This window comes from Cytobacillus oceanisediminis, assembly GCF_022811925.1.
Classification (GTDB): Bacteria; Bacillota; Bacilli; order Bacillales; family Cytobacillaceae; genus Cytobacillus; species Cytobacillus oceanisediminis_D.
The window spans coordinates 3,677,582-3,689,990 of the sequence record NZ_CP065511.1 but is presented as its reverse complement, the minus strand read 5'-3'; the positions used below and the strand labels follow the sequence as shown (position 1 = coordinate 3,689,990).

Genomic DNA, 12,409 nt, shown 5'->3' with positions numbered 1-12,409 from the left:
ATAAGGGGTAATTTTAATGAATGAATGGTTAATTGATTTAATAGGTGATCTTAAAAGTTCAAACGGCGGCCATATTCTTTATCAATTCGATCAAATAGATTGCTATCTTCAAAATGCAGTCTCTTATATATCTGCAGGTGCCAAAAGCGGCGGACATGTTTTATTTGTGGAAAATGACCGTAATTTCCTTCATATCGATAAAGAGATAAGAAAGCTGTTAAACAACGAGGAATTAAAGAGAGTCCACTTCGCGAATAACTTTGATTTTTATTATTCGAACGGGGATTTTAATCCTGAAACAGTGTTGAATTTTTTTCTCCAAAACATACATCCTTATTTGGAAAGCGGTGCAAAGATTTTCACATGGGGCCTGGTTGAATGGGGAAATGTGAAGGACTATATTCCGTTAGTGGAAGCGTATGAAAAGAAAGTTGACAAGGTAATTTCTGAACATGGCATGATTTCCCTGTGTGCTTATGAAAACAGCAGTACCCCTCTGGAATTAAAGAATAATTTAATGCGCTGTCACGATGTGCTAATTACAGATAAAGAATATAAATTTTTGCAAAACTAAAGTGTTTGCTATTTTAGGAGAAGCCGATGGAAAAAATCACTTTTAATAATATCCATAAACCGGGACACATTGTTCTGGAAAATGAACTTTTTATTCACAGCCATAACCCTGACATGCTCCTGCAGTATGACAGCAACTTTCTTGCTTTTAAAAGAATGCCTTCTGTTCAAGAGTTTGAGGAGGCACATCAATATTTAAGAGATTTTCATCAAAAATATGGCCAAAAGCATGTAAGATTTTATTTTCCTGATGACGAGGAGCTTTCTGGAGAACTTCTGGCCTTTTTTGAGAAAGATGATGATTATTCAGTTGGTTACTTAGAGTTATTTGCGATTCGTCCAGGTGATTTTCCTGATGTTCAGGATAAAGAAGAAATTTTAGTTGAAAATGTTACGGATAAAACATGGAATGATTATCTTGAATTCCAGCATGAGCAGGATTCGGTTTACGGGATTAATTATGCCGAGAAAAAGAAAGATCAGCATTTAAGGAATTTTAACGATGAAAGTATTAAGCAGTTCATTGCATTTTATAAAGGGAAAGCTGCCGGATCGGTAGATGTGGTTATCAAGGAATACACAGCTGAAATTGATGGATTGATGGTCCATGAGGATTTTCAGAAAAAGGGCATAGGAAGCCGTCTGCAGAAATCTGTAATGGATCAGTTTAAGGATAAAACCATCATTCTTGTTGCAGATGGAGAAGATACTCCAAAGGAAATGTACCGCAGGCAAAATTATCAGTATCTTGGAAAACAGTATAACCTTTTAAAAATATACGAATGAAGAGAAGCCTGGTTCTATAGAGAGCCAGGTCTTTTTGTGTCAATAGAACATTGTTTTGTTGAGGGGAGTGCATCCAGGATTGATTTTATGGTGCAAAACCAGGATTTTGTCGAAAAAACTCAGGAAAAAATGAATAAAATAATATTCTTAACGTAACAGTGTTATGTTACAATGGTACCACCAGAAAGGAGTCCTGGAATTGAGCGATGAATTAATTTCAAAAAAAGAAGTCCTGGATTTAACGGGTATTTCTTATGGGCAGCTTTATCGGTGGAAAAGGAAAAGCCTGATACCGGAGGATTGGTTTGTCAGAAAATCAACTTTTACAGGACAGGAGACTTTTTTCCCAAAAGAGAAAATTCTGGAGCGGGTCGATAAAATACAAAAGATGAAGGATAGCCTTTCGCTGGATGAGCTGGCAGATGTGTTTTCTCTTAATGCTTCACATCTGAAGCTGACAAAGGAAAGTCTGATTGCTAAAGGGATAGCTTCTGAACCGGTTATGAATATCTTTCTCGAAACACAGGGGGAGCTTAAGGAATACAATTACCATGAGATTTTGAAGCTTTATATACTTTCCATCCTGCTTGAATCGGGAGATATCCATATAGAGGAAGGGAAAATGCTCCTTCAGTTATTGAACGATCATCAAAGTATCCTGCAGCAGCCAAAAGCTGTTATCTGCTTTATTCGCAAACTTGGAATGTCCAGCTGCCTGGTTTCGGTTAACGGGGAGCAAGTCCTGCTTGAAAAAGGAACAAAAGTGGCAGCCACTTTATCGATAGAGCATTGTGCAGAGGAATTAAAATCCAAATTGGCATAGGGGGAAAATTTGCTGTGAATATGAAAACGCTAGGGAACTTAATTATTAATGGAGTTGGATCGTCTAATGGAGGTTCATTTGAAAAGGTTGAATTAAATGGCAAGGGAACTGTAAACAGTGATATTGAATGCGAGAGATTCCATTGTAACGGTACGGGCACTATCCATGGAAACGTCAAAACCGAAAAGGGAAAGATCAGTGGTGCAGCAAAAATCCATGGAGCTGTTAAAGCTGAATCCCTGATTATCAATGGCTCTGCTGGGATTTCTGAAGCTGTCAGCAGCCAAAAGCTTGAGGTCGCTGGGAAATCCTCGATTGGAGGCTCTGTAAAATGCGAAGTAATGGTTGTGAATGGGAAAGTAACGATTGAAGGAGACTGTGAAGCGGAGGTTTTCCGTGCAGAAGGGTCTTTTTCGGTAGATGGTTTACTGAATGCAGAGACGATTGATATTAAGCTTTTTGGAGACAGTAAAGCGAAAGAGATTGGCGGCAGAAAAATTAAGGTGGTACAGCATAGAGAAACCCTATTTAAATTAATCAAATCCATCTTTCCCTTGAAGCTGGAGGCGGATTTAATTGAAGGGGATGACATCGAACTCGAAGGCACAGCAGCTCTTGTCGTAAGAGGGAAAAATGTAAAAATCGGCAAAAATTGCGAGATTGGACTTGTCGAGTATTCTGGCGATTATGAATGTGCCCCTGATTCGGAAGTAAAAGAATTCCGATTAATTTAAGATGGTAAACCTAGCCAGATTGGTTAGGTTTTTTTATGTTATCGGCAATAATCCAAATTGTACCGGGCACACTAAAAAACAATATCATCTTCCCAAAGGAGATTTACTGTGTTCAGGAAACATCATAGCCAGCATAAAAAGGTAAGCAAGAGTGTTCATTTCAATATTCAATACTTAAAAGAGCAGTTTGGCGACAGTTCAGATCTATCTGTTCGAAATTTAACCATAGCTGAGCATGGAAATGCAGCCATCATACATATCCAGGGGATTGTTGACGAACAAAGCTTGCATGACAATGTTCTGCATCCAATCCTGGCCTTTATTTATGAAAAGAAATATGTACATTCTGGGAAATTGCCTGAAGAAATTACTCAAATTATTTCAGTGTCTAAAATCAATTTAATGAATGAATGGCCGGAAATAGTGGATAATCTGCTGGGCGGGGACACAGTAATTTTGATTGAGGGGCATTCAGAGGCAATTATTGCGGGAACGAGAAAAATTCAATCTAGGTCAATTACAGAACCTACCACGCAAACGGTGATTAAAGGACCAAAGGATGGCTTTACAGAGAATTTAGGAACGAATATCTCTCTAATCCGTTCAAGAATTCAAAACAACAAATTAAGAATTGAACAGACAAAGGCAGGGAAAGTGACCAAAACCAATATAGGCATCTTATATATGGAAGGGATAGCAGATAAAGACATTGTCAGGGAAGTGAAGATGAGAATTAGTAAAATCGACATAGATAGTATCCTCGATACAAATTATGTGGAAGAAGTAATAAAGGACAATAGGAAAACCATATTTCCCCTATTCCAAAGTTCAGAGAGGCCAGATGTGGTGTCCGCTAACCTTTTAGAAGGCAAAATAGCGATTATCATACAGGGAACACCATTTGCCTTAATTCTGCCTGCTTTATTAATACAATTTTTTCATTCTCCTGAAGATTACTATGCCAACTACTTGGTGAGTTCATTTTTAAGAATCATTCGGATTGGCTCATTTTACGTAAACATGTATGCATCGGCCATTTATCTGGCGCTTATTACGCATCACCATGGTTTAATTCCAACTACATTGATGGTGACACTTATGGCTCAAAGAGAACAGGTTCCTTTTCCGGCTATCGTTGAATTACTGCTGATGGAACTTGCCTTCGAAGTCTTACGGGAAGCCGGGATTCGAATGCCAAGGGCAATTGGTCCAGCTGTTTCCATTGTAGGAGCGCTTATATTAGGTCAGGCGGCAGTCGAAGCAGGTTTTGTTTCAGCTGCAATAGTGATTATCGTGGCAACTACTGCCATCAGCAGCTTCACACTGCCAAACCCCAATATTGTGAATACAGCACGCGGATTGCGTTTTATCGTTATTTTTGCAGCTGCTTTTATAGGCTTTTACGGTATTATCCTAGTTTCATTATGCATTATTCTGCACCTGTGCAGCCTAAAGTCAGTAGGAGTCCCGTATTTTGCTCCATTTTCACCGGTAAGATTCAGTGATTTAAAAGACAGTTTAATCCGGATAGGGTCCCCTTCTTTACTGAAACGTCCAAGCGGGTCCAATCGATCAAATAAAGTCAATTAAAAGAGCAGGGATCTACAATGAGCAAAATCATTTCAGTACTGTTGATTATTGGTTTACTATCTGGCTGTTCCAATTATAGAGAGTTAAATGAGATTGGTTTAATCGTTGCAATAGGCATTGACCTGCCAAAGGAAAGGGAAACAGGCTATCGGGTCACATATCAAGTAATAAATCCGAGCTACTTTTCACAAACTGGTGGCGGCAGCCTTCCTGTTATTAATTATACAGTAGAAGCTGAAACGTTTATTGAAGCATATCGCATGGCGTCTGTCATCATTCCAAGGGAGAACAGGGTAACTCACCTCTCCCTGATTATCATAGGGGAAGCTTTTGCGAGAGAAGGGATGGGGCTCATATTTGATGTGTTTGAAAGAGGGGAGTCACGTTCCACATTTCCTGTTTTTATTGCAAGAGATTCTACTGCTGAAGAAGTTCTGGGCGTAGTGGAGCCTCTCGAATCCAACCCAACAAAAAGCATCATAAGCACAAGCGAAAATAATCAAAAAATGTACGCCATTTCAGAAGAAATCCCTATCTACAGGGCCATTTCCCTTTTATCAGGCGAAGGCCAAAACCTTATGCTTTCAGGAGTAAAATTAAGTCATCCCTTAAAATCCGATGATCAAACTGCCAATCTGCAGAATATTAAGCCTTCAATTGTTGAGGTAAGCGGTTTGGCAATATTTAAGAAAGATCAACTGGCAGGCTGGTTTGACGGGGAATTCGCAAGGACAGCCCATTTGATCACATCTGCCGTTGAAAGTACATCATTTCCGCTGACTTGTAAAGGGAAAAAGAATATGACGATTACAACGGAGGGGATAAAGAGTGACATTAAGACAGAGTTAAAACCGGAACCGACTTTAATTGTCAATGCAAAGTTAAGCGGGAAGATTTCTGAATTAGAATGTTATTTGGAAATCAGTAATAATGAAGAATTGATAAAGCTTGAAAAGAAGTTGGAAAAGGAGGCGGAAAACCAAATTAGGGAAACGATTACCAAGGCACAGGAATTGGAAGCAGATGTATTTGGTTTTGGTAAAGAGCTATCAAAAGATGATTCAAGGTATTGGAAAAAACACGAAAAAGAATGGAATACAATTTTCAGCAATGCAGAAATAGAAGTAAATGTAGAGGCCAATATATCTAACTCAGGTATGCTGACAGATCCATATAAACTACAATAATTTGGGAAGTGAAGTGGTTATGCCGAAAGAGAAGATCGATGGAATACAATTGTTCTGCCTGATGGTCTTATTTATGTTTGGCACTGCTGTCTTTTTGGATCTCGGCAGCGGCGCAAAGCAGGATGCCTGGATTGTTACCATTCTTTCGCCGGTTACAGGACTATTATTATTTGCAGTCTATTACCGTCTTTACAAACAGTATCCGGCTTTACCATTAACAGAGTATGTGAAAAAAATTCTAGGGAAATACCCGGGAAGCATCATAAGTTATATGTACATCATTTATTTCATTTATATAGCCTCAAGAGTATTGCGTGATATTGAAGAATTGCTGATCAGTTCTCCTTATGCAAAGACATCAATTATTACGCTGGGTATTTGTATGGTATTCGCGTTGATATATGCAGTTAATTTAGGCCTTGAAGTGTTTGCGAAGGCAGGGGTTATATGCTTTGCAATCATTTCAGTCACTTTATTCCTGATCATTATCTTCTATGCGATCAGTGATTTGATTCACGCAGAAAATTTAAGACCTGTCCTGGCAAATGGGTGGAAGCCTATAATCAAAGAGATTTTTCCGGTTAATATGACAGTTCCTTATGGAGAACTGGTCCTATTTTCTATGATCTTTCCTTTAATAAAACGGGAAACAAAAATTATGAAGGCTGGAAGTTTGGCAATTGGATTTGTTGGTCTTTACTTAACCATTAATACCATTACATTAATTTGTATTCTTGGGCCCGATCTTCTTGACCGGTCGGCTTTCCCGGCATTGGCTGCAGTAGGCTATATTCAAATTGCGGGATTTATTCAGCGTCTTGATCCCCTAATCATACTATTGATTGTCTTTCTGGGATTTATTAAAGTTGGAGTTTTCTTCTATAGTGCAGTAATCGGAATGAATAACCTTTTTAAGCTAAAGCCGAATGCTTTTACATCCTATTTTGTCGGGGGAATAATATGTCTTTCTTCCATTATCATTGCACCAAGCTATCAAAGCCATCTGGATGAAGGACTGAAAATCGTTCCGTATACTTTACATATTGCCTTCCAACTAGCCATTCCTATCCTATTGCTTATAGTGGCTGTAATTCGGCGTAAATGGAAAGAGCATAAAATTTAAAAGCAACTATTTTTTCTTTTTTACATGCAGCCAGAATAAAAGGAATAACCCCAAAATAAAAGTAACTAAAAGAAAATAATCTTCACCTTTTGCAGAAGAAAAAACAATTTTTATGCTTTGCCAGGATTCGAAAAGTGAATGGCCTTGAAGATAATCGAGAAACACAATCAGGCCGATTGTACCGGCTAAGAGTGATAAAAGACCGAATAAAGTACGCATTTGCTTCACCCACAGACATCAGGATACTTAATAGGTTTAACATGTTTTTTCATTTATATAACGTGATTAAAACAATTCCACTTTAAAGCATAGTGTACAAAATAAGAAAAATATACTGTAGAAAAATAAAAATTAATTTTATTAATGTAAGCGCTTTAAAGGGTTGAAGTTTTCAGAAGACTTTGATAAGATTTAAAAAACCGAAAAGGCTATGTGTAACTGGCGAGACGCGGATCACCGCGAGGGAGCACATAGTGTCGAAGCCGTTCGCCTGGGCAGAGGTAAGGGATTCTACCCTTGCCTCTTTCTGTTTTAAAATCTGACAAAGTTAGTTGAAAAGGGGAGAATCCAGTGAGTACCATGACTTTAGACAGAGTAAAGACGATTAAAACGTTGAATGCGATTGCGCCAAGCGGTCTTGAGGTGTTTAACAAGGATCAATTTACAATCGATAATGAAAGCGGCAATCCGGATGCCATTGTCCTTCGCAGCTTTAATATGCATTCAATGGAATTGGGCGATCGATTAAAAGCTATTGCCCGTGCAGGCGCGGGTGTGAATAATATCCCGGTGGAGAAATGCACTGAGCAGGGAATTGTTGTTTTTAATACACCTGGTGCCAATGCGAATGCAGTGAAAGAAATGGTGCTTACTTCCTTAATGGCGTCATCCCGCAATCTTTTTGCCGGCATCGCCTGGACCAAAACGCTGAAAGATGAAGGAGACCAGATTCCAAAGCTTGTTGAAGCAGGGAAAAAGCAATTTGTCGGAAAAGAAATTAAAGGGAAAACTCTCGGTGTCATCGGATTGGGAGCAATCGGGGCACTTGTGGCCAATGATGCACTTGAACTTGATATGGATGTCGTAGGCTTTGATCCATTTATTTCTGTTGACACTGCCTGGAACTTGTCCCGCAATGTCCAGCGTGCCATGACCATTGAGCAGGTGTTTGCAGAATCCGATTATATCACTGTACATGTTCCATTAACCGATGATACAAGAGAAATGTTCAATGAAGCTACATTCAGCATGATGAAAAATGGTGTTCACATTTTGAATTTCTCACGAGGAGAGCTTGTGAATGAATCAGATATGGCAGCTGCCCTTGAAAGCGGAAAAGTGGGCAAGTATATTACAGACTTCCCAAATGAAAATGTCCTGAAAATGAAAAACGCTGTGGCAATTCCGCACCTTGGCGCTTCAACAAAAGAATCTGAGGAAAACTGCGCTGTCATGGCAGCACGACAGGTGAAACACTTCCTTGAAACAGGCAATGTTAAAAACTCAGTGAACTTCCCAAATGCTGCTCTTCCTTACACAGGCAAGCGGCGTGTCACTGCTTTTCATAAAAACATCCCAAATATGGTCGGCCAAATCACGCTTGCCATTTCAAGCTACCAGCTGAACATCGCAGACATGGTGAACCGCAGCCGCGGTGAATATGCGTATACCATGATCGATATCGATAATAAAGTCAATGGCGAAGTGGTCCCTGGACTGCTTGAACAGATCAATCAAATTGAAGGCATTGTTACGTCACGAATTATATAAAACTGCAGCCTCAATTCCAATGGGATTGGGGCTTTTTTTTGGACTGAAATCAAAAAAGGTATATGAGCAGGATAATATCAGCTATCCTTAGAATAAAATGATAATAAATTATAATTACCCCGTATCTTTTAGTTCTCTTATTCCGTTATAGAAGCAGAGATGTATTAAAGGAGTGAACAGGTTTATGAAGCAAGAGAAAGTTCAGGCTGAATCAAGGGATTTCTTAAAGCAGAAGGAAAGCTGTATTGCAGATATCTATCCTTCACTGCAGCGTTATAGCCGGTTTCTTGCACAGAACAGCTGGGACGGGGACGATCTTGCCCATGAGGCAATCATCCGCGCTTATAAAAGCTATTCTCCGGAGAAAATCAATCAGGCTCTTTTGAAGAAGATTGCCTATAATTGCTGGATGGACATTCTTCGAAACAGAAAGCGGGAACAGCTGGAAGAGTCGCCTGAAAGTGAAAAGAAGAATTCCAGCACCAATGGAGGAGAAGCAATCAGCCATCTCATTAACCGTCTGACATTAAAGCAGGCTGTTATTTTTACGCTGAAGGAAGGGTTTCGATACAAAACAAAAGAGATTGCGGATATCCTGCAGACCACTGAATTTGCAGTGAAGTCCTCGCTGAACCGTGCACGGAAGCAGCTTCAGCTCCCAGTTGAAGATGAGACTGAGGATTCTTTTGCAAATGATGAAGAAGAAAAGCTTTTTCATCTGCTGCAGCAATCAGTGGCTGCGGAAGATCCGTCCATCCTGGTAAAAACCATACCTTTCCTGCGATCCCTGGAAAGTCATGCCCAGAAGCCTGTACTGCCAGTTCCATCTCCTTCTAATACTCTCTGCATGGCGGCATAGATCCGCAATGAACTGGAGGGATACAGGTGACAGCAATACCATATGTTATTGAGCAGTCAAGCAAGGGAGAACGTTCATATGATATTTACTCACGGCTGTTAAAAGACAGGATTATCATGATAGGAGAAGAAATAAATGATGTGGTTGCCAATAGTGTGATTGCCCAGCTGCTTTTTCTTGCAGCAGAATCTCCTGAAAAAGATATCTCCCTTTATATTAATAGTCCGGGCGGTTCGACAACCGCAGGATTTGCCATCTACGATACGATTCAATATATAAAGCCTGATGTGAGAACAATTTGCACAGGAATGGCCGCGTCATTTGGTGCGATGCTCCTTCTGGCAGGGAAAAAAGGGAAACGCTACAGTCTGCCGAACAGTGAAATCATGATTCATCAGCCTCTGGGCGGTGCTCGCGGCCAGGCAACCGAAATCGAAATTTCGGCGAAGCGGATCTTAAAACTGAGGGAGCATATTAATGGAATTATTGCAGAAAGAACTGGCCAGCCTGCAGAAAAAGTGGCGCGGGACACGGACCGCGATTATTTCATGACTGCCGAAGAAGCAAAGGAATACGGGATTATCGATGAAATTATCTATAAAAGCTAGAAAAAAAGAAAAAGCAGCCGATGGAGGCTGCTTTTTCCGTTTGATCATTTTTCCTCAGAGTAGTACTCGTCAATTGCCCGAAGCCAGTTGACGCGTGCAATGTGTCCGGCCTTTTCTCTGTCTTTTTGTTCAAAAGCTTTTAATATATCTTCATGTTCTTCTATAGAACGTTCCTTCAAAATAATTGTTTTATTGTAGTAAAGCCGCATGACATGAGCCTGAAGCATGGAAGCTGTATTCGAAATATAAGGGTTCTGAGCAAGATCTATAATAATATTATGAAACTTCTCATCCTGCTTCAAAGCTGTGAAGGTATCTCCTGCAATTAGAGCTTTAGCGAATTTATGATTAATATCCCTAAGTATATTAATCGTTTCCTGGCTGATAACAGGAGCAGCCAATTCTGCAGCAAGTGCTTGCAATACGCCTAATGGGGGCAGGATTTTACTAATATCTTCAGGATTAACTGAAGTGACCTGCGTTCCAACTCCGGGAAACATTTCGACAAACCCCTGAACATTCAGCAGCTGAAGAGCTTCCCTGATGGGGGTTCGGCTGACGCCTAATGCTTTGGCAAGATCGGCATCATTCAATTTTTCTTTCGGCTGGAGTGTGCCGTCAATAATCCATTCCTGGATTTGGGAGAAGGCGCGATCCTTGGCTGACACACGGGTAGGTGATGAATAATTGGAGGGTATCGGCATAGCTGTAACCACCTTTTCATTTCATGCAATTTATCTGTGAAATTATAGTTATTTCCAATAGATTATAAATTTAGTATATAGAAGTATCTTGGAAAATTCAATATATCGCATGATTCGACAAAAACTTTTGTGCGATATATTGCATAAGTATTTTGAATATGTTATCTTGAGTTATGCAATATATTACTAGCGTACAAAAATAATAATGTTACAGCGCTATAATTATTCAGAAAATTTAAATTTAACAAAATAAGTGAATCATTTAAGACGGACAGATTAAATAGGAGGAATTGAAATGACAAGCAAAATACCATTCTCATATATTGTGACAGTAGGTTTTATGCTCTTTGCCTTATTTTTTGGGGCAGGAAACTTAATTTTCCCTGCGATGCTTGGGCAATCAGCAGGAACGAATGTGTGGTCAGCGAACGCTGGCTTCATCATGACAGGTGTAGGTTTGCCTCTTCTTGGTATACTGGCTTTGGGCTTCTCGGGAAAAAGTGATCTGCAATCACTGGCGAGCCGTGTCAATCCATTGTTCGGACTGGCCTTCACAGTGGCCCTATACTTATCAATTGGACCGCTTTTTGCCATTCCGAGAACAGCTACAGTGTCATACGAAATCGGAATTAAGCCATATCTATCAGAAGGAAGCGGATCAGTTGGCTTAATCGTATTTTCAATTATTTTCTTTGGAATTACCGCTTTTTTCTCTTTAAATTCTTCAAAGATTGTTGATATCGTAGGAAAATATTTAACACCGATTCTTCTAATTGTAATCGCAGTTTTAATTGGCGCTGCATTCTTTAATCCAATGGGTACATTCCAGGCTCCGACTGAAGCCTATATGAATGGTGCGTTCTTTAAAGGGTTCCAGGAAGGCTATTTGACAATGGATGCACTGGCAGCATTTGTATTCGGTATTATCGTTGTAAATGCTGTTAAAGAAAAAGGCGCAGTAACCAAGAAGGATATCATGGTATCCATTGCGAAGGCAGGTGTGATTGCTTCTGGTTTATTAGCAGTTATTTATACATCGCTTTCCTTTATTGGGGCTTCAAGTGTCAGCGGTCTTGGAGCATTGGATAACGGCGGTGCTGTTCTATCAGGTGCATCTTCTCATTACTTTGGCTCATTTGGTGCGCTGCTTTTAAGTGTCATTGTTTTTGGAGCATGTTTGACAACCAGTATCGGTTTAATTACAGCTTGTTCTTCATACTTCAATAAACTGATGCCAAGAGTTTCATACAAAATGTTCGTAATTGTTTTATCTATTTTCAGTGCGGTATTTGCCAACTTTGGCTTAAGCCAGCTTATCGCGATTTCCGTACCTGTATTGGTGGGAATCTATCCATTGGCCATTGCATTGATGGCTCTTACTTTCCTGCATCCGATTTTTAAAGGCAAGAAAGAAGTTTACCAGGGAAGCATGCTTTTCACATTTGTGGTAAGTTTGTTTGATGGTTTGAATGCAGCAGGCATTACGTTTGCGCCAATCAATGACCTATTCAGTGCGATCCTTCCTTTATATGATGTTGGGTTAGGCTGGATTGTTCCTGCTATCGCAGGTGGTCTGATCGGTTTGGCTGCTGCAGCAATAAAGAATAACAGCCAATCGCATTCTGCTGAAGCCAAAAAAGCAGCATAATCAT

Annotated in this window: 13 protein-coding genes and 1 riboswitch; of the genes, 11 read left to right on the top strand and 2 right to left on the bottom strand. The window is 39.9% G+C overall.

Features of this window, described 5'->3' with window-relative positions; genetic code table 11:
• The first annotated feature begins 16 nt into the window (after positions 1-16).
• The 7 genes from IRB79_RS18405 (at position 17) to IRB79_RS18375 (ending at position 6,816) form a co-directional block, all read left to right on the top strand.
• Positions 17-574, top strand: a complete 558-nt coding sequence (locus IRB79_RS18405) for an MEDS domain-containing protein (RefSeq protein ID WP_243503916.1) — start codon at positions 17-19, stop codon at positions 572-574.
• Positions 575-600: 26 nt separating this feature from the next.
• Positions 601-1,359 carry a GNAT family N-acetyltransferase gene (locus tag IRB79_RS18400; RefSeq protein ID WP_243503915.1) on the top strand — a complete coding sequence of 253 codons (759 nt, stop codon included), beginning with the start codon at positions 601-603 and terminating at the stop codon, positions 1,357-1,359.
• A gap of 199 nt (positions 1,360-1,558) precedes the next feature.
• Complete coding sequence (locus tag IRB79_RS18395; protein ID WP_243503913.1) at positions 1,559-2,182, top strand: YhbD family protein; 624 nt, start codon at positions 1,559-1,561, stop codon at positions 2,180-2,182.
• A 20-nt stretch (positions 2,183-2,202) separates the two neighbouring features.
• On the top strand, positions 2,203-2,916 hold the full coding sequence (locus tag IRB79_RS18390; RefSeq protein WP_243509532.1) for a polymer-forming cytoskeletal protein: 714 nt from the start codon (positions 2,203-2,205) through the stop codon (positions 2,914-2,916).
• Between the two features lie 108 nt (positions 2,917-3,024).
• Complete coding sequence (locus tag IRB79_RS18385) at positions 3,025-4,506, top strand: spore germination protein (RefSeq protein WP_243503911.1); 1,482 nt, start codon at positions 3,025-3,027, stop codon at positions 4,504-4,506.
• 17 nt (positions 4,507-4,523) lie between these two features.
• A complete protein-coding gene (locus IRB79_RS18380; RefSeq protein ID WP_243503910.1) occupies positions 4,524-5,693 on the top strand; it encodes a Ger(x)C family spore germination protein in 1,170 nt (389 codons plus the stop codon).
• 19 nt (positions 5,694-5,712) lie between these two features.
• On the top strand, positions 5,713-6,816 hold the full coding sequence (locus IRB79_RS18375; RefSeq protein WP_243503907.1) for a GerAB/ArcD/ProY family transporter: 1,104 nt from the start codon (positions 5,713-5,715) through the stop codon (positions 6,814-6,816).
• A gap of 6 nt (positions 6,817-6,822) precedes the next feature.
• Here IRB79_RS18375 and IRB79_RS18370 read toward each other — a convergent pair whose 3' ends face one another.
• Positions 6,823-7,035 (bottom strand): YczF family membrane protein, encoded by a 213-nt coding sequence (locus tag IRB79_RS18370; RefSeq protein WP_243503905.1) that lies wholly within the window; start codon positions 7,033-7,035, stop codon positions 6,823-6,825.
• A gap of 205 nt (positions 7,036-7,240) precedes the next feature.
• A riboswitch (ZMP/ZTP riboswitch) is annotated at positions 7,241-7,319 on the top strand.
• Positions 7,320-7,386: 67 nt separating this feature from the next.
• Between IRB79_RS18370 and IRB79_RS18365 the strand changes: the two genes are divergently transcribed.
• From IRB79_RS18365 to clpP, 3 genes are all read left to right on the top strand, one after another.
• Positions 7,387-8,586: a phosphoglycerate dehydrogenase gene (locus IRB79_RS18365; RefSeq protein WP_243503904.1), complete on the top strand. Its 1,200-nt coding sequence runs from the start codon at positions 7,387-7,389 to the stop codon at positions 8,584-8,586.
• 184 nt (positions 8,587-8,770) lie between these two features.
• Positions 8,771-9,445, top strand: a complete 675-nt coding sequence (locus IRB79_RS18360; RefSeq protein WP_243503903.1) for a sigma-70 family RNA polymerase sigma factor — start codon at positions 8,771-8,773, stop codon at positions 9,443-9,445.
• 26 nt (positions 9,446-9,471) lie between these two features.
• Positions 9,472-10,053, top strand: coding sequence for an ATP-dependent Clp endopeptidase proteolytic subunit ClpP (gene clpP / locus IRB79_RS18355; protein ID WP_275720303.1), 582 nt, complete (start codon positions 9,472-9,474; stop codon positions 10,051-10,053).
• A gap of 44 nt (positions 10,054-10,097) precedes the next feature.
• Here the strand turns inward: clpP and IRB79_RS18350 are convergent, their stop codons facing one another.
• Positions 10,098-10,757 carry a GntR family transcriptional regulator gene (locus tag IRB79_RS18350; protein ID WP_009333678.1) on the bottom strand — a complete coding sequence of 220 codons (660 nt, stop codon included), beginning with the start codon at positions 10,755-10,757 and terminating at the stop codon, positions 10,098-10,100.
• Positions 10,758-11,052: 295 nt separating this feature from the next.
• Here IRB79_RS18350 and brnQ point away from each other — a divergent pair, with 295 nt between their 5' ends.
• Positions 11,053-12,405, top strand: coding sequence for a branched-chain amino acid transport system II carrier protein (brnQ, locus tag IRB79_RS18345; protein WP_243503902.1), 1,353 nt, complete (start codon positions 11,053-11,055; stop codon positions 12,403-12,405).
• Positions 12,406-12,409: the final 4 nt, after the last annotated feature.

Excerpts from the sequence above, each read along its gene's own strand:
- IRB79_RS18370 (WP_243503905.1), bottom strand. The coding sequence starts at position 7,035 with ATGCGTACTTTATTCGGTCTTTTATCACTCTTAGCCGGTACAATCGGC.
- IRB79_RS18375 (WP_243503907.1), top strand. The coding sequence starts at position 5,713 with ATGCCGAAAGAGAAGATCGATGGAATACAATTGTTCTGCCTGATGGTC.
- IRB79_RS18400 (WP_243503915.1), top strand. The coding sequence starts at position 601 with ATGGAAAAAATCACTTTTAATAATATCCATAAACCGGGACACATTGTT.
- IRB79_RS18350 (WP_009333678.1), bottom strand. The coding sequence starts at position 10,757 with ATGCCGATACCCTCCAATTATTCATCACCTACCCGTGTGTCAGCCAAG.
- IRB79_RS18390 (WP_243509532.1), top strand. The coding sequence starts at position 2,203 with ATGAAAACGCTAGGGAACTTAATTATTAATGGAGTTGGATCGTCTAAT.
- IRB79_RS18360 (WP_243503903.1), top strand. The coding sequence starts at position 8,771 with ATGAAGCAAGAGAAAGTTCAGGCTGAATCAAGGGATTTCTTAAAGCAG.
- IRB79_RS18405 (WP_243503916.1), top strand. The coding sequence starts at position 17 with ATGAATGAATGGTTAATTGATTTAATAGGTGATCTTAAAAGTTCAAAC.
- IRB79_RS18380 (WP_243503910.1), top strand. The coding sequence starts at position 4,524 with ATGAGCAAAATCATTTCAGTACTGTTGATTATTGGTTTACTATCTGGC.
- brnQ (WP_243503902.1), top strand. The coding sequence starts at position 11,053 with ATGACAAGCAAAATACCATTCTCATATATTGTGACAGTAGGTTTTATG.